Origin of the sequence: Pedobacter cryoconitis, assembly GCF_014200595.1 — a bacterium.
GTDB lineage: Bacteria > Bacteroidota > Bacteroidia > Sphingobacteriales > Sphingobacteriaceae > Pedobacter > Pedobacter cryoconitis_C.
Genome location: NZ_JACHCG010000001.1, coordinates 1,167,645 through 1,182,886, shown reverse-complemented (window position 1 = coordinate 1,182,886; position 15,242 = coordinate 1,167,645). Strand labels below are relative to the sequence as shown.

Here is a 15,242-nt window from a genome sequence, read left to right as displayed (position 1 = left end):
TTTCGTTATTTCTTATCCCTTAATACGAACATATCAAGGTATCTGACTCCTTCAACCAACTCCAGGTTATAAGCTTTAAGCTCTTTTCTTAAACCCGACAGACTTGTCTGCTTAGATAAAGAAATATCAACATTGAAATTGTACCCTGTTTCATCGAATAAAGGAGCTTTAATAAAAGGCAAACCAGTAAGACTGATCATGAAATATTTAAGAGAATAATTAGTTATTTTAGACTCTGTATCAGAAAAAAGAGTATTCTGAGAAACACCACCTTTAGTTTTTATCTTATCAGCACTACCTTTACGTCTCAATAACAAACATTTAACTTTAGTTTTCTCTATACTTCCCAGGTAATTAGTATATCGGTTCAGATCCTCCAATATATATTGATACAAAGGAACATTTTTCAGATCAGGTGCATTACATCCGTAAGTATAGCGTTCATCCAGATCATCATCTTCAACCTCATCATTATCTATTAACAAAGCGGGATTCTTTACCAGAATAATACTTCTGCTTTCCTGATATTGTTGTCCCTTTTGCTCAAAGAGGTTAGACATAATCAGGCTATACATGATTGATAGTGACAAATTAGTCATAGCCACCCCTGTTTGAACACCCGAGTCGTTATTTATACGTCTAAACCCAGGATTCATCCCATAATATCTGCCCCGAAAAAAAATAGAATAATATTTTAATTGGTTGTTTTTTAATAGGTCACTGGCAATGAACAGTGGTTTTTTTGTATCTATGTCGATTTTGACACGCATATTTCCAATTGTATCAGTATTTAGAAACCGATCAATATACTTCTCTTTGATTTGATTACCAGTAGTAGCAGCGACTACTTTTCCACTTTGATCCAGCCACACATAGTGTGGGATAGAGTGATGAGGAAATAGTTTATGAAATACCTTGTCGTCAGTAATTGATGGAATAATTGATGGTTTATCTTTATAAAATTTCTCTAGGAAAGGTAATGCCTCTGCCCTTGTCTGATTAGTCACTTTAATAAATTGAACTTCTACTCCATATTTTTTTTGCAGCTCTTCTGTTTTCGGAAAATCAGATGCACAAGAAGTACAATAAGTTGCCCAGAAATCAAGAATAATCAGTTTAGCCTTAAAATCAGAAAGATTAGTTTTTGTAGTCTTATAGTTATAAATATTAGTCAATGTTACATCAGGGATTCTGTCCCCTATTTTAACAGGTTTATAAGTTTGTTTCGTTACCTGAGCCTGAGCTGTTACACTTAAAAAAAGGCAAAGCGTGGCCATAGCGATTATTGAGATCGTTTTTTTCATGTTTATCGGTTAGTTATCATTAAAAATTAATGATCAATACCAATTCTTGTCAGAATGGATTGACCGGCATTCAAAAAGGATTTAGGTTATAGTTTTAGGTTTTTTGTGCATGCAGGATGCATCACGACTTTTGTCGGAAGGAAGGATAAATAATCTTAAAATATAGGAATAAGCCTCTGTTTAATAAGCGTATGATAAAGAAAATCATCATACAATATTTCTCTGTTCGAGATATCTATTAAATCATAGTGTAAAGATATAATTCTGAATCCATAATAACAACTATTTCATTAATAATGAGGACAGATTTATATCTCTTTTTGATTTATTATGGAAGAAAATGAATATCAGAGGGCTGAACTAGTTGGAAATCAGCTTACTTCTTTACTAGACCAAACGGGCATCAACGTTACAGGATTGGCAATTGCAACTGATATATCTGTTAACCATCTTCGCACAATAAAAAATGGAAAAGCCTCTATTTCAAGTAAAACCGCCGGAAAGATAGCAGACTTCTTCGGAGTAGAAATTGATGTGATCTTCTCAGCCAAACTTTTTAAACTCAAAAAATGGGAAACTATAGAGACCATCAAAAATTTCTACGAAGAAAATGTCAACAATCCTCAATTCTTCGTCGCCAGACAAGGAGAAGAAAGTATAGCTTATTTTATAAAAAAGGAATTAATTCCAACGATGTTCTTTGCTGAACAGAGAGAAGTTAATTATGTCAGAAAATATATAAAAAAAGAATATAAACGAGATTTCAGCAGCAAAGAAATCTCAAGACAACTAAACAGGTTAACGGATTCAGGAGTTTTATCTAAAGAAGACAAAACGGGAAATAAAAGTATATACTTATACAAGCTTAAGTCAAAAAAAGGCTCTTAACAGGCATATGCAATCATTTCAAACTTATTTTCTTCAAAACTTCCACTGCAAAGTCAATATCTGACTCATTCACAGAAGCAAAACCAAACCTGATCCCCTTATGCTTTAACTCTTTCCCTCTGGAATAACTACTTCCTAAAAGCTGCAACCCCATTGACGAAGCCTTATTAATTACCTGTGAAACCGGAAATTCCTTTTTTTGAACCTTAACCAAAGCGCCATTCCTCCTTGCGGCTTTGTAAATTCAATCATTTCACTTAATTCACTCTTGATTAAATCAGCACTATAATCACAGCGAAATCCATACAACTTATTCGCTTTTTTGATATGCCTGGAAAATTCGCCACTGCTCATTAATGATGCGATTGCCCCTTCCATCAGAACATCGCTTCTTAAATCAATCAATGATTTAAATTTCATCGCACTCCGTAAAAAATCACCTGTTGAAATCATATAACCTAACCTGAACGGAGCCCCCAGTACCTTAGTTAATGAACCAATATAAATAACGTTTCCATCATGTTCACCACTCGCCAAAGGTAAATACCGACTATATTGATATTGAAAATCATAATCGTAATCATCTTCAATAACAGGTAACTGATAAGTCCTGATCAATTCCAGCAATTTTGTTCTGCGTGCAGAACTTAAAGTAACGGTAGTAGGATGATGATGATGCGGAATGATATATAGTAACTTTATTTTTTGATTCTTTAATGCATTTTCTACCGCATCGATATCCATTCCCTCACTATCAGTGATGCCGCTATATAGATAGCCATCTGCGCACCACGGGTAATAATTAAATTCTCTGTCGTTATATTCAGCCCCCTGGTCTCATTTAAAAAGGAATGCAATGCTTCTTTAAACCTATTGCTTCCCCCTATATCCCAACGGACGCAGATTTTTTAAGTATGTTAAATCCCAAAAGTTTCCGGTATTCTTTTAATATCTTTTCAATAGGAAAAATATCAGTCTCAGGAAAACCATCATCTACAATTAATTGATATCCTGGTGATATTTTTGGTAATGCCGGTATATGGTCGAGCTGATCAAATGGTAACCGCGAAGGAACCCGATATCCTTTTCTTTCCTCACTTTCAACCCAGTCCTCTGCGATCAGGTCATTATAAGCAGCCATGATCGTTTTACGGCGCAAACCTTATCTGAAAACAGTCTTTAACATTATGGGGGTTGATGATATTCAGGAGACTTCCTTAATGGAGAGGCTTTTGGCGGCGATCTATTTGAACAATCCATTAAAAATGTACACACTACAATTGACAAAATAACCAGCAGATCATGAGAAAAAAGTTAGTAATAATAGGCGGAGGATTCGCCGGATTCTGGAGTGCAATGAGCGCAGTACGTCAAAGTCTTGAACTTATTTAGAGAGATAAAACATCATAAAAAGAGATCTAAACAATTTTAGATCTCTTTTTATGGAAAAATAATTAATCATGATTACGAACTAAAGAGGCTTTAGCTGCGCCCAAAATCCCACCCTTATCTTTATCCTGAATCAACCCTAATATTTCAAAATCCTGCGCATTAAAATCTTTTGGCAATGCTATAGTGACTATTCCATTTCCTGTAGCACTTAAAGAATTGCTTTGCAATTTGCGAACGATTTGTACGTGTGAAAGTTCACGTCCCGCATTCTCGCCCCGTACTACTTTACTTTGTGCATTCTTTTGCAGGATAGCAAGAGCCAAAACACTTCCTTTTGGTGCGCCTGTAGTCTGATAATTTACCTGAACTTCCTTTTCTGACTGCTTTGCCTGAAGGGTCAATGTAGTCTCTGAATTGATAGCCAGTTGTTTTAAAATTGCAAGGCGGATCTGGGATTCTTCAGACCCTACAAATTCAGACTTCCCGTTTATAATTGCTTGCGGAGTATAAATTTGCGGGTTATTCAACCAATTTCCATATTGTACCTGTCTTTTAGAATAATCAGCATTACTAAAAATATCTTTCCATCCTTGTCTGTCCCAATAATCAACGTGATAAGCTAGTAAGTAAACAGGTTTATCCTTTACTTCTTTTTGTATTTTCGCCAGAAGCTCATCGGCAGGCGGACAACTTGAACAGCCTTCGGATGTGAATAACTCTAATACGGCAAAACCTTTTCCATCAGTTTTTACGATGTCATTTTTAGCAGCTCCTTTATGCTGACCACATGCAGTAAGAGATAGAATGGTGATCATGAAGCAGATTGTCATTGCTGAAGTTTTCATATTTTCTTTGATTTGTTCCTCAAAATTATTTCAAAATCAACGCGTCTTTTACAGGAAACCAGTTGAATCCGGCATAACTCCTGGCGAGTCAGTCTTTTCCCGCCCTGGAAATCCCCGATTCAACTGCACATAATAACGCAGGATTCAGCCAAAAAATTTCAAGTTCAAAAATGCCTTATCCAGTATCAAATTAGCCTATTTAAACCATTTATAGATAGAACAGCAGTTGGTGCAGTACTATTTTTGAACCAACCTTAAAAAAGATAATATGTCAGAACAACTTAAATATGATCGTCGCCGTTTCTTAAGTGCGGCCGCGATCACTATCGCAGCCGGTCCGCTCGTTATGCTTAGTGGCGCAGCAACAGCACAAGCTGTTCAATCAGCAGCAGATTTCCAGATCACGACCAGCGGAACAAATAATTCATTTGGCGAAATAAAGCAGATCAACGCCGGTGTGCTGAATGTTGGATATGCAGAAGCAGGCCCTAAAGAAGGTCAGCCTGTCATCCTGCTGCATGGCTGGCCATATGATATTCACAGTTTCGAAGCTGTTGCTCCTTTACTCGCGGCAAAAGGTTACCGGGTGATCGTCCCGTATTTACGTGGTCATGGCACAACAAGTTTTCTGGATAAAAAAACGTTCAGGAATGGTCAGCAGTCTGTAGTTGCCCAGGATATTATTTCCTTTATGGATGCACTTAAAATTAATCAGGCAATCCTGGCTGGTTATGATTGGGGAGCAAGAACAGCTTGTATTATTGCTGCACTCTGGCCAGAACGTTGTAAGGCAATCGTGTCAGTGAATGGCTACCTGATTAACAATTTAGAACGCAACAAATTACCATTGCCGCCAAAGGCCGAATGGGGCTGGTGGTATCAATATTATTTTGCAACCGAACGTGGCCGGGCTGGTTATGAGGCAAACCGGAATGATTTCGCCAAACTGATCTGGAAAAATGTTTCTCCGAAATGGAATTTTGACGAGGCTACATTCGAACGTACTGCAGCAGCATTTAATAATCCGGATTACATTGCAATTGTCATCCATAATTATCGCTGGAGATTAAGTCTTGCTGATGGTGATCCGCAGTTCGATATACTGGAAAAAAGACTTGCTGAAGGACCGGTAATTTCCGTACCCGCAATTACGCTTGATGGTGATGCTGATGGAGTTGCCCCGGCCACAGATGGCACAGCTTATGCTAAAAAATTCTCTGGTAAACGTACGCACAAAATTATCAAAGGCGCAGGACATAATCTACCACAGGAAGCCCCTCAGGCATTTGCTGATGCTGTTATTGAAGTTGACAGCTATAATTGAGTTTTGAGGAGACAGAAAAGAAAATCATATGATAATTAGTTATATTTATAAGCAGCACTCGCTTTAAATAGATCGATATGATATATGGTATTGCTTTAATCATCGGAATTATTTTGTTAGTTTATGCATTAAATGCGCTGAAAGAATCCATAACGTTTGTAAAAAACAGTGTGCAGACAATTGGTACAGTCACAGAACTTGAACAGTTGAGCGATAGTGACGGGGATACCTACAGGCCAATATTTACATTCAGGATAAAAGACAATAAGGAATATACCTATACCCATCCTGTATCAAGTTCCCGCCCAGGCTGGGCTGTTGGTGATCAGATTAAATTCGCATATGATGCTGGTCATCCGGAAACTGCAAGATTCCTTTCCTATTCCAGTATTTTCAATTGGCCGGTCAGATTACTATCAATTGCATTGCCATTAATTGTATTAGGTGCAGGGTATTTCCTGTTTTTACTTTGCTTGTGACATTATTTAGCTACCAATTTATTATATTTATTTTATAATAAATTGATAGCTAAATGTACTACCGTATAGCTTTAATCTTTGGCATTATTTTATGCTTTGCATCCTTATTTATTTTAAGTGACTCTATAACGTTCCTGAAAAATAGTGAGCGGGCAACCGGAACAGTAACAACATTAGAATTGTTACGCGATTCTGATGGAGATTCCTACAGACCAATATTTGCTATCAAAACCAAAAACAACGGGGTCTTTATTTATAAACATACCTCATCCAGTTCACCAGCAAACTGGAAAGTTGGAGAAAAGGCTACATTTGCATATGACCCCAACGAACCGGGATCTGCCAGGCTATTTACCTATTTTGGTCTCTTCAGCTGGACAATTGTATTGTTATGCACTTCCATTTATTTAATGGTAATTGGTGCTGGATATCAGCTTTCCAAGCGTTTTTTGCGTAAGTTGTAAACTCAAAACCCTATCTTGTTTTTTAAATCACCGGTAAACTTATGCTTCAGGAAAATCTGATCAGCTTCTTCAAAAACACGAACCTGGTTTCTGCTGCTGCCGCTGTTGAAATTGCAGCTCACTTTACCAGAAAAACCATCTCTAAAAATCAATTACAGCTTACAGCCGGTAAAATATGTGATGAATATTTATTCCTCGAAAAAGGATATATGCGCGCATTTGCGCATGATACGGAAGGCAATGAAGTAACAACAAATTTTTATACACAAGGACAACTGATATTTGAAGTTTCTTCCTTTTTTAACCGCACCAGATCTCAGGAAAATATCCAGGCATTAACAGATTGTGAAGGCTGGGCTATCAACTATGAGCAGCTGAATGATCTTTTTCATACGCTCCCGGAATTCAGGGAATTCGGCAGATCAGTTTTGGTTAAAGGGTTTGCAGCATTAAAAATCAGAACATTAGCTATGATTACTGAAACCGCAGAAGAAAGATATGAGCAGCTGTTGGCAACAAATCCAGAAATATTCCAGCATGCGCCTTTGAAAAACATCGCTTCTTATCTTGGCGTTACGGATACTTCTTTAAGCAGGATACGAAAAGAGCTGGCAAAGAAAAGATAACCTTATTTCTTGTCATATGGCAAGAATTGCCTGTGTTCACAATGCTTCCTTTGTATAAACAAATAAAGCTATGGAACACTTACCTTTTTATATCAAACTCATCTTTATACTCAGTACAATTTTCAGTGTATTGATGCTCTATAAAGCGGGCAATTATTCAAAATCAATAATTCTGATTATACTTTCCTGGCTGGCCTTACAGGCTGTCGTTAGTTTATCTGGATTTTATACGGTAACCTCCACCTTCCCACCCCGATTCGCATTATTGGTTTTTCCACCGGTAATACTGATTGCGGTCAGTTTTTTTACCAGAAAAGGAAGGAATATACTGGATGGTTTTAGCCTTAAAACATTGACGTTACTTCATCTGGTTAGAATCCCGGTAGAGTTAGGCTTATATGGGTTATATCTGCACCGCGTCGTTCCTGAAATTATGACTTTTGAAGGCCGTAATTTTGATATACTATGCGGGCTGACGGCACCAATAGTCTATTATTTTGGCTATATCAAAAAAGTGCTGAACAGCAAAGTATTAATTGCATGGAATATCCTTTGTTTACTGTCTCTTGCTAATATTGTGAGTACAGCCGTTTTATCTGCACCTTTTCCTATTCAGCAGTTCGCATTCGACCAACCTAATGTGGCCTTGCTTTACTTCCCTTTTGTCTGGCTTCCCTGCTGTATAGTTCCGGGCGTACTACTTGCTCACCTGGTTACGATAAAACGGCTGATAAATTCATCCATTTAATGTACTCAATTATAAATTTTCAAGGTATTCATCAAGATTATTCAAGCCTGCTGTAAATCCACCTTCGAAGCCCATTTTCAGGAGCATTTCCATATCAGCTGTTTGATCAAAACTGATTTCGACGTCTACCTGCGTAGTGCTGCTGTCTGGCTGACTGAATTGTTTTTTCCAGTATACTTTTGGAAAGTCCGGATTTTCATTGCCCTGTTCATCGCAAAATACAACTACACTGGTGATGCTCTTTTGGGAATCAATGGTATGATAATCTACCCTGCACCATGTTTTTGCACCTTCAGGGCTTACCATACAGTAAAGCCATTGTCCGCCTTCGCGAAAATCCATAAGCCCGGTTTCCGCTTTGTAGGGTTTGGGAGCCCACCACAAATCAAGAATTTCTGCCGTTGTCCAGGCTTTCCATACCTGCTCCAATGGGGCGTCAAATAACCTGACTACGCTAACTTTTTTGTTTTCCATGTCCTTTGAAAAGACTGCTTCTCTTTTTGTCATGATTGTTTATGGTTTTGGTTTTTCAATAGTTCATCCAATTGGTCAAAGCGGCTTTCCCATTGTGCACGGAATTGTGCTACCCAGGTATCCACTTCTTTCATCTTTTGAGGGTTAAAATGATAGTGTATTTCACGACCGGATTGCTCCTGATTAACGAGCTGGCATTCAGTAAGTATTTTAATATGTTTGGATATCGCTTGCCTGCTGCTTTCAAAATGTTCAGCAATAGCATTCGGGGTCATCGCATGAAGGGCTAATAAAGCCAGGATAGCTCTGCGGGTAGGATCGGCAATAGCCTGAAATACATCTCTTCTCATTTCCTGATAATTTACGCAATTGATCAGTTGCAAATATACATGCAACCGATCAATTGCGCAAATTATTTGGAGATTTTTATTTTTTGATCAGACGGAATAACCTGGTTTCATGGGAATTAACACTACCCTTCCAGTTTTTCCCTGTTCTGATAACTTTATGCTGCCATAAATCCTTGATTTGATAACTTCCGGTTAATCCAAAATCATAGGTGATTTGCTGAGTTTGATTACTCCGGTTTAAGATAGCCAATGCATAGTCACCATTGGCCAGTGGTTTTAGAAAAACAGTCCAGGTTTCATTGTTTAATTTCCGGACAGCCTGTTTTCCTAAGGTATCCTGATTGAGCAGAATCACTTCAGGATTTAATAGAATCCGCTTAACTTCTTCACTCATATTCCGGATATCATTCGTAGCTGCCAGCGGCGATGCCAGCATACACCATAAACTCATCTGGCTCTGGTATTCCGCTTGTGTACATCCGGTTCCACCTAAATCACCAGAAGGGCCTTTTTTACCATTCAGCCCAACCACCAGCATATCCATATCATTCCAGTGTCCGGGGCCGGCAAATTCAGCCAGCGGAGCATTCAGGTCAATAATATCTAATATACCCTCTCCCCCTTCTTTTGCCGATCTGCGTTTCCATTTGTCTCTGATATCATTGGTAGTCCGCCATAATTGCCCGCCGGATTCAGGTGCCCATAACCAGGGTTTACGGCCTCCCCATTCACAAATACCAAATACAATAGTTCTTCCACTATTGCGTAGCGCATCTGCCATTGTTTTATACCTGCTTTTTGCAGTTTCGACGTCTTCAGGAGCACCACAATAGTCATATTTCAGATAATCTATTCCCCAGGAAGCAAATGTTTTTGCGTCCTGTTCTTCAAAATGAAGGCTCGCAGTATAGCCTGCACAGGTTAGTAATGAAGCGTCGGAATATATCCCCAGTTTCAAGCCTTTACCATGAACATAATCAGCAAGTGCTTTAATTCCTGAAGGGAATTTCTTCGGGTCAGCAATGATGTTATTTTTATGATCTCTTCCCCCCTGCCATCCGTCGTCAATGAGTACGTAATTATAGCCTGCTTTTAGCATACCACTGCTAACCATTGCATCGGCCATTTCCATGATATCTTTTTCGGTGATCTGATCTGCGAAATAATTCCATGTCATCCATCCCATTGGCGGTGTTAAGGCCAGACTACTTTCCTGATTGGATTGAGCAGAAGTTTTGGAATGGAAAAGACAACAGATAATAGTCAGGTATAATGATATTTTTCTCATCTGAACAAAGCTATTAGTGAACTGTTATAAATAGAATGGGGAATCCGTTGATTATCATGAACTATCCGATGATAGTAATTTTTAGTCTACGGGATATCCATGATCAATCCAGTCTGTTTTGATATTTGTGGGAAGTTCTAATAACCGCACATTTGTAAATTTCTGATCCGTAAAAGCCTTAAATGCGGGTCTGATATTCGGACATCTATCCATCGGGCAACATCCGCAATAAATTACAATCGCTTTATTTTTAGGGGTGGTCTTCAGGATTTCCTTCAATTTATTCAGATTCCCGGCTTCACTTGCAGTGCCCAGGTTCGTTGCTCCTTTTATATTTTGAACAACACCGATATTGTAAATTTTAACATCTTCTTTTTTACTGATCATATTTGCCAGTACAGCAGGTGAAATCAACTGATCTTCTTCCCAGGGATTGCTTTGGAAACGAGGTTTTGAAACTTGCGCATAACTAACAGCTGTCATCGCTGTAAATAACAATGCAGTAAATGATACTTTTAATAAAATGTTCTTAAGCATAGTTTGTCTATATCAGGTTTTAAATTACTTTAATCAAGGGTTCATTTACTGTATTTTCCAGCCAGCCAAAAGAAATGAGATGCGCATCAGTTAATCCCTGGTTTTTTAAAAGCGCTTCGAATTCTTCCACTCCTTCAGCTTCCACAGCGACCAATAAACCTCCGCTGGTTTGAGGATCTGCCAGAATAAACTTCTGATGATCTGTTAATGTACTGATCTTGTGTCCATAACTATTCCAGTTTCTTTGTGTACCGCCCGGATAGCAGTTCAGGTCAAGATAGTAAGGCAAAGATGAAATTACCGGAACTTTATCAAATTCAATGGTTGCAGACAAACCACTTCCGTCACACATTTCAGCCAAATGTCCCAGCAAACCAAAACCTGTTACATCTGTCATCGCTTTTATGCTGGGTAACTGACCAAATAGCTCTCCCATTTTATTGAGTGTAGTCATGCTTTTAAGTGCAATTGCTGCATCCTCGGGAAGCAAAACACCTTTCTTTTGCGCAGTAGACAAAATCCCTACACCTAATGCTTTTGTTAAATATAACCGGCAACCAGCAGTAGCGGTAGAGTTTTGTTTGAGCTGAGGAATATTAACCAACCCATTTACTGATAAGCCGAAAACAGGCTCAGGGCAATCAATACTGTGTCCGCCAGCCAGCGTGATCCCAGCTTCGGCACAAATAGCCCTTGCTCCTTCTAAAACCTTCTGCGCGACTTCTGGTGCAAGCTTTTCAATTGGCCAGCCCAAAATCGCAATCGCCATTACCGGTTTTCCTCCCATGGCATAGACGTCGCTGATCGCATTTGCAGAAGCAATCCTGCCAAAGTCATAGGGATCATCTACAATAGGCATAAAAAAATCTGTAGTTGAAATTAAGGCAGTTCCATTGCCTAAATCAAATACTGCGGCATCGTCCCTTTTATCATTTCCAACTAAGAGACGAGGATCAGCTGTGGCAGGAACTGTAGTATGTAAAATTTTGTCAAGTACGGCAGGGCTGATTTTACAGCCACATCCGGCACCATGTGAGTATTGGGTAAGTTTTATAGGGGTTGATTCCATTTTCTGAGTTATAATTGTTGAGTGGAATGTAATTCCTGTATGGTCAACAGCATTTTAGCTGCATTCACTTTGATATCTTTGCTATCAATAGCTATTGTTTTGATTTTCTCCGGATCGCGTTTATGAAGTCCTGTTTTATATGTTTTATCATAATAAACCAGTACAATCCTGATAAAGTCTGACATACGGTCTTCCTGAATAGCCAGAATAGCATTTTTAGTTTGCTCCGGGCCAAGTCTTTTCCAGATACGCTGTGTACATTCTATTAAAAATTCAGGATCTAAAGCTCCGTATTCTGCGGCCAGCAGTTCTACGCGATGTTCATCAGGAACTGCTATATTTAATACTAAAGAGGTTCTCATTTGATACCAAAAAGGATTCGGTATACATCTTTTGCCAATGGTCAGACTTTCATCTTCTATCCATATCCGGCTTTGCCTGTCGAGTTTGTTCAGTTGAAAAGCAAAGTTGTTTTCAAATTGCTCTTGTGTAGGCTGCACCATTTTATTCATTGTGCCGTAAGAGGAACCCTGATGTTGTGCCAATTCTTCCAGATCTATGATTTGTTCACCCATAGTCCGGAGCTGATGAAGCAGTTTGGTCTTACCAGAACCTGTCATTCCTCCTACTATAGTTAACTGATAAGCTTTTTCAAATTGCGCAGCAGACCACCTGCGGTAATTCTTATAACCGCCTTCAATAAGGTAGACCTCAAAGCCGTACAGATCAAGCGCCCAGGCCATTGCACCACTTCTCATTCCTCCGCGCCAGCAATGAACAGCAATCTTTTTTCCGGGTGATATTACTAAAGCTTCCCTGATAAAAGACGACCATTTATTACCTGTCAGATCAAAGCCCAGTAAAATTGCCTGTTCTCTTCCAACTTGTTTGTAAGTCGTACCTACCTGAACACGTTCTTCATTGGTGAAAACCGGCACATTAAATGCGCCAGGAATTCTACCTTGCTGAAATTCTAAAGGAGTTCTGACATCAATCAGAGGAACGGATTCAGGTAAATTGATAAAGTCATGAATAGAAATCGATTTGATCATTTTAAGGATTTAGTACCAGATCCGTAAATATGATCAAATTATAGAAATAATGGGTTAATCTGTGTAAAAGGTTAGTTATACTTTAGTGAACTATCATAAGTATCATCAATTACTTTGTCTTTCCACTCTTCTTTTCTTTCTGCCAGTAATTCAGCAATTCTTTCTGCGCTTAAACCAGCTGCACTATTATAATCAGCAATATAAACAGCTAACTTTTCTTCAATTGCTTTGATACTATTGGTGAAATCTACAAAGTCTTTGATCATCCGTTTACGTCCGCCATGCGACGAGAATAATACGTCATTAAATCTAAAGTATCTGTGTGCTAAGTTATTTCTTAACAGCAATACTTCTCTGAATTCTTCCATATCAATATCACTGATCTGATAAGCTTCTTGTAATAAAGTGGTCATCACACCTACCATCATTTTACTGTGGTCATATTTAGCCCAGATAGCTTCATAGGCATCTTGTGAATCAGGTTTGGTTTTAACGATATCATCTATAGCTAACATATTGATAGTCTGCTGTTCTAAAACCTGCCCCATATAAATCGCCCTGCCATAATGTGCGTAAAGCAATAAGGCCTGTTCATTTTCTTTTAATTCGTATTCTTCGATCGCTTCCTGATAAGATGTATGCTTCATTATTGTTTTTATAGATTTTAAATCATTATAACGCTTAAAACGGTAATTATGTTCTGTTTTATTTTTTGGATCAATTCATAAACTTGTGGAGCAGGCTCTTTTTTAAGCATAAATTTTTGACACGCTCAACAGAAAGTCTTTGCTGTCAAGGATGGCCCAGCCGAAACAAGGCCGGGCTGTTAGTAAATAAATTCAAAATAGCTAAATAATAACTCAATATCGGCCGGGTACTGCCCGGGTACTGTCCGGGTACTCGTTAGGGTAAGAGCAATGCTAAAGTAACGTGAGTCCATGGCAAGTCCAAGTCAAAACAACTAGTTGAAATGACTTAGAGTAAGTATGCTTAAAGGCTGTTCTCAACCTGGTGTCACCCCGACCACCACTCAGGCACAACCAAACCATAACTAGTTGAAGATTATTGAAATTATAATTTCCCCTTTGACTAACCCACGGACAACTGCGGACAATTGCAGACAGCTGCGGACAATTGCGGACATTTTTTACGCATCAGGATAATCTTTAACGCGAATAGCTTACATTGGTGGAAAAGCATTTATTTATTTCGGTTATTCAGATTTTAACGCCCATCAAATGAAATTAACTATTACTTTTCTGCTGGTATTGATCAATACTTTCTCTTTTGCGAAGCCCCCTGTTTTTAGCAGACCGGTTCCTGTATTTAATAAAACACAGGCTGTCGCATCAACAGTAGACCGGCGGGTAGAGTTGTTAAGTATTGTATTCAGGCTTGCAGGAAATCCTGAGTACAATATGAATTTTGCAAAGCAGTACGTGAAAGACATCAATGCTTATTTTGGAAAATATAAGGATCAGCCAATAATCAGTTTTGCAAAGAAGCTGAGTGAAGAAAAAGGAATAGGTTTTTCAAGAGTAATGTTCCTTGCTGCAAATCTTGAATTTAAAGGTGATCAGTTTTCCCTGATTAAGGTTTCAAAGAGCAGCCTGGCAGGAAAATGGGAAATGGAAGATGCCCTGAAATTCGTTAAACTGTTAAATGACTTCTATAAAACCTCTTCATTTGAAGTGTTTTATAAAAATCACCAGTCTATTTACAACGTCGCTACAACCCGGTTTAATCAGGCATCAGCGAGCTTCGATCCCAATTGGTATCCAGCTTATTATGGTGACCATAGTGTAGACTACAAAACTGTTGTTGGCCTTGCAAATGGTGGAGCTAATTATGGTCCAAGTGTATTTCCTGCCGGACAGAAAAAGATTGTCTATGCGATTATGGGTTCCTGGACTTTCGATGAAACGAGTCAGCCCTTATTCTCCGCTAATGACTATCTGCCTACCTTAATTCATGAGTTTAACCATTCGTTTGTGAACCATATTCTGGAAGAAGATGGCAACGGGAAATTACTGGAAGCCAGTGGCGGAATTCTGCTGGATTCACAGCGGATAGAAATGAAGCGCGAAGCTTATGAGGATTGGCAAAGTTTAATCAATGAGTCTTTAGTCAGAGCTTGTGTAGTCAGATATCTGATTGATCACAAAAATGAGGATAAGGTTGTACAGGCTGAGATTCTGGAACAGCAAAAAAAGGGTTTTCTCTGGACAAAAGAACTAGTTATGCTATTAGGGGAATACGAGTCTTCCAGAGATCGGTATCCAACATTCAAAAGCTTTTATCCAAGAATTATTACTTTTTTTAATCAAACGGCGGGAAATATCAAAGAGATCAAAGCGGCTTATCATGCTAAACAATAGCCTTAAGACTAATATATGATCTTT

Annotated in this window: 18 protein-coding genes and 1 pseudogene; 7 read left to right on the top strand and 12 right to left on the bottom strand. The window is 38.6% G+C overall.

Annotated elements, in window-relative coordinates; all coding sequences use genetic code 11:
- Positions 1 to 5: 5 nt before the first annotated feature.
- Entirely contained in the window at positions 6 to 1,304 is a 1,299-nt protein-coding gene (locus HDE70_RS04910; protein ID WP_183888381.1) for a TlpA family protein disulfide reductase, read from the bottom strand.
- 330 nt (positions 1,305 to 1,634) lie between these two features.
- Between HDE70_RS04910 and HDE70_RS04905 the strand changes: the two genes are divergently transcribed.
- The gene (locus tag HDE70_RS04905; protein ID WP_183865570.1) at positions 1,635 to 2,192 is read left to right on the top strand and encodes a transcriptional regulator; all 558 of its coding nucleotides are present in this window, start codon (positions 1,635 to 1,637) and stop codon (positions 2,190 to 2,192) included.
- 13 nt (positions 2,193 to 2,205) lie between these two features.
- On the opposite strand, the gene HDE70_RS04900 is transcribed toward HDE70_RS04905, so the two are convergent.
- The 4 genes and pseudogenes from HDE70_RS04900 to HDE70_RS04885 form a co-directional block, all read right to left on the bottom strand.
- The gene (locus tag HDE70_RS04900) at positions 2,206 to 2,346 is read right to left on the bottom strand and encodes a hypothetical protein (protein WP_183888378.1); all 141 of its coding nucleotides are present in this window, start codon (positions 2,344 to 2,346) and stop codon (positions 2,206 to 2,208) included.
- Between the two features lie 17 nt (positions 2,347 to 2,363).
- Positions 2,364 to 3,008 (bottom strand): annotated as a pseudogene (locus HDE70_RS04895) (PLP-dependent aminotransferase family protein); the annotation flags it as partial.
- Between the two features lie 67 nt (positions 3,009 to 3,075).
- Positions 3,076 to 3,333, bottom strand: coding sequence for a hypothetical protein (locus HDE70_RS04890; RefSeq protein WP_183888376.1), 258 nt, complete (start codon positions 3,331 to 3,333; stop codon positions 3,076 to 3,078).
- Between the two features lie 313 nt (positions 3,334 to 3,646).
- Positions 3,647 to 4,429, bottom strand: coding sequence for a DUF1223 domain-containing protein (locus HDE70_RS04885; protein WP_221302006.1), 783 nt, complete (start codon positions 4,427 to 4,429; stop codon positions 3,647 to 3,649).
- Between the two features lie 268 nt (positions 4,430 to 4,697).
- On the opposite strand from HDE70_RS04885, the gene HDE70_RS04880 reads away from it, so the two are divergent.
- The 5 genes from HDE70_RS04880 to HDE70_RS04860 all read left to right on the top strand — a co-directional run bounded on the left by HDE70_RS04880 (position 4,698) and on the right by HDE70_RS04860 (position 8,070).
- A complete protein-coding gene (locus HDE70_RS04880) occupies positions 4,698 to 5,753 on the top strand; it encodes an alpha/beta fold hydrolase (RefSeq protein ID WP_183888374.1) in 1,056 nt (351 codons plus the stop codon).
- A 77-nt stretch (positions 5,754 to 5,830) separates the two neighbouring features.
- Positions 5,831 to 6,232 carry a DUF3592 domain-containing protein gene (locus HDE70_RS04875; RefSeq protein ID WP_183865565.1) on the top strand — a complete coding sequence of 134 codons (402 nt, stop codon included), beginning with the start codon at positions 5,831 to 5,833 and terminating at the stop codon, positions 6,230 to 6,232.
- A gap of 53 nt (positions 6,233 to 6,285) precedes the next feature.
- Positions 6,286 to 6,696: a DUF3592 domain-containing protein gene (locus HDE70_RS04870; protein WP_183888372.1), complete on the top strand. Its 411-nt coding sequence runs from the start codon at positions 6,286 to 6,288 to the stop codon at positions 6,694 to 6,696.
- Positions 6,697 to 6,737: 41 nt separating this feature from the next.
- A complete protein-coding gene (locus HDE70_RS04865; RefSeq protein ID WP_183888370.1) occupies positions 6,738 to 7,322 on the top strand; it encodes a Crp/Fnr family transcriptional regulator in 585 nt (194 codons plus the stop codon).
- A gap of 70 nt (positions 7,323 to 7,392) precedes the next feature.
- Positions 7,393 to 8,070: a hypothetical protein gene (locus tag HDE70_RS04860; RefSeq protein WP_183888368.1), complete on the top strand. Its 678-nt coding sequence runs from the start codon at positions 7,393 to 7,395 to the stop codon at positions 8,068 to 8,070.
- Between the two features lie 9 nt (positions 8,071 to 8,079).
- Here HDE70_RS04860 and HDE70_RS04855 read toward each other — a convergent pair whose 3' ends face one another.
- The 7 genes from HDE70_RS04855 to HDE70_RS04825 form a co-directional block, all read right to left on the bottom strand.
- Positions 8,080 to 8,577, bottom strand: a complete 498-nt coding sequence (locus HDE70_RS04855; RefSeq protein ID WP_183888366.1) for an SRPBCC domain-containing protein — start codon at positions 8,575 to 8,577, stop codon at positions 8,080 to 8,082.
- Positions 8,574 to 8,894: an ArsR/SmtB family transcription factor gene (locus tag HDE70_RS04850; RefSeq protein WP_183888364.1), complete on the bottom strand. Its 321-nt coding sequence runs from the start codon at positions 8,892 to 8,894 to the stop codon at positions 8,574 to 8,576. Before HDE70_RS04850 ends, HDE70_RS04855 begins: the two co-directional genes overlap by 4 nt.
- Before the next feature lie 76 nt (positions 8,895 to 8,970).
- Complete coding sequence (locus HDE70_RS04845) at positions 8,971 to 10,182, bottom strand: glycoside hydrolase family 27 protein (RefSeq protein ID WP_183888362.1); 1,212 nt, start codon at positions 10,180 to 10,182, stop codon at positions 8,971 to 8,973.
- An 81-nt stretch (positions 10,183 to 10,263) separates the two neighbouring features.
- Complete coding sequence (locus tag HDE70_RS04840; RefSeq protein WP_221302005.1) at positions 10,264 to 10,719, bottom strand: rhodanese-like domain-containing protein; 456 nt, start codon at positions 10,717 to 10,719, stop codon at positions 10,264 to 10,266.
- Positions 10,720 to 10,738: 19 nt separating this feature from the next.
- Positions 10,739 to 11,788: a selenide, water dikinase SelD gene (gene selD / locus HDE70_RS04835; protein WP_183865559.1), complete on the bottom strand. Its 1,050-nt coding sequence runs from the start codon at positions 11,786 to 11,788 to the stop codon at positions 10,739 to 10,741.
- 8 nt (positions 11,789 to 11,796) lie between these two features.
- On the bottom strand, positions 11,797 to 12,840 hold the full coding sequence (mnmH, locus tag HDE70_RS04830; protein WP_183888360.1) for a tRNA 2-selenouridine(34) synthase MnmH: 1,044 nt from the start codon (positions 12,838 to 12,840) through the stop codon (positions 11,797 to 11,799).
- Positions 12,841 to 12,911: 71 nt separating this feature from the next.
- Complete coding sequence (locus HDE70_RS04825) at positions 12,912 to 13,487, bottom strand: hypothetical protein (RefSeq protein ID WP_183865557.1); 576 nt, start codon at positions 13,485 to 13,487, stop codon at positions 12,912 to 12,914.
- A gap of 591 nt (positions 13,488 to 14,078) precedes the next feature.
- Between HDE70_RS04825 and HDE70_RS04820 the strand changes: the two genes are divergently transcribed.
- The gene (locus HDE70_RS04820) at positions 14,079 to 15,218 is read left to right on the top strand and encodes a DUF4932 domain-containing protein (protein WP_183888358.1); all 1,140 of its coding nucleotides are present in this window, start codon (positions 14,079 to 14,081) and stop codon (positions 15,216 to 15,218) included.
- The last annotated feature ends 24 nt before the right edge of the window (positions 15,219 to 15,242 follow it).

Excerpts from the sequence above, each read along its gene's own strand:
- HDE70_RS04910 (WP_183888381.1), bottom strand. The coding sequence starts at position 1,304 with ATGAAAAAAACGATCTCAATAATCGCTATGGCCACGCTTTGCCTTTTT.
- HDE70_RS04905 (WP_183865570.1), top strand. The coding sequence starts at position 1,635 with ATGGAAGAAAATGAATATCAGAGGGCTGAACTAGTTGGAAATCAGCTT.
- HDE70_RS04900 (WP_183888378.1), bottom strand. The coding sequence starts at position 2,346 with ATGGGGTTGCAGCTTTTAGGAAGTAGTTATTCCAGAGGGAAAGAGTTA.
- HDE70_RS04890 (WP_183888376.1), bottom strand. The coding sequence starts at position 3,333 with ATGGCTGCTTATAATGACCTGATCGCAGAGGACTGGGTTGAAAGTGAG.
- HDE70_RS04885 (WP_221302006.1), bottom strand. The coding sequence starts at position 4,429 with ATGAAAACTTCAGCAATGACAATCTGCTTCATGATCACCATTCTATCT.
- HDE70_RS04880 (WP_183888374.1), top strand. The coding sequence starts at position 4,698 with ATGTCAGAACAACTTAAATATGATCGTCGCCGTTTCTTAAGTGCGGCC.
- HDE70_RS04875 (WP_183865565.1), top strand. The coding sequence starts at position 5,831 with ATGATATATGGTATTGCTTTAATCATCGGAATTATTTTGTTAGTTTAT.
- HDE70_RS04870 (WP_183888372.1), top strand. The coding sequence starts at position 6,286 with ATGTACTACCGTATAGCTTTAATCTTTGGCATTATTTTATGCTTTGCA.
- HDE70_RS04865 (WP_183888370.1), top strand. The coding sequence starts at position 6,738 with ATGCTTCAGGAAAATCTGATCAGCTTCTTCAAAAACACGAACCTGGTT.
- HDE70_RS04860 (WP_183888368.1), top strand. The coding sequence starts at position 7,393 with ATGGAACACTTACCTTTTTATATCAAACTCATCTTTATACTCAGTACA.
- HDE70_RS04855 (WP_183888366.1), bottom strand. The coding sequence starts at position 8,577 with ATGACAAAAAGAGAAGCAGTCTTTTCAAAGGACATGGAAAACAAAAAA.
- HDE70_RS04850 (WP_183888364.1), bottom strand. The coding sequence starts at position 8,894 with ATGAGAAGAGATGTATTTCAGGCTATTGCCGATCCTACCCGCAGAGCT.
- HDE70_RS04845 (WP_183888362.1), bottom strand. The coding sequence starts at position 10,182 with ATGAGAAAAATATCATTATACCTGACTATTATCTGTTGTCTTTTCCAT.
- HDE70_RS04840 (WP_221302005.1), bottom strand. The coding sequence starts at position 10,719 with ATGCTTAAGAACATTTTATTAAAAGTATCATTTACTGCATTGTTATTT.
- selD (WP_183865559.1), bottom strand. The coding sequence starts at position 11,788 with ATGGAATCAACCCCTATAAAACTTACCCAATACTCACATGGTGCCGGA.
- mnmH (WP_183888360.1), bottom strand. The coding sequence starts at position 12,840 with ATGATCAAATCGATTTCTATTCATGACTTTATCAATTTACCTGAATCC.
- HDE70_RS04825 (WP_183865557.1), bottom strand. The coding sequence starts at position 13,487 with ATGAAGCATACATCTTATCAGGAAGCGATCGAAGAATACGAATTAAAA.
- HDE70_RS04820 (WP_183888358.1), top strand. The coding sequence starts at position 14,079 with ATGAAATTAACTATTACTTTTCTGCTGGTATTGATCAATACTTTCTCT.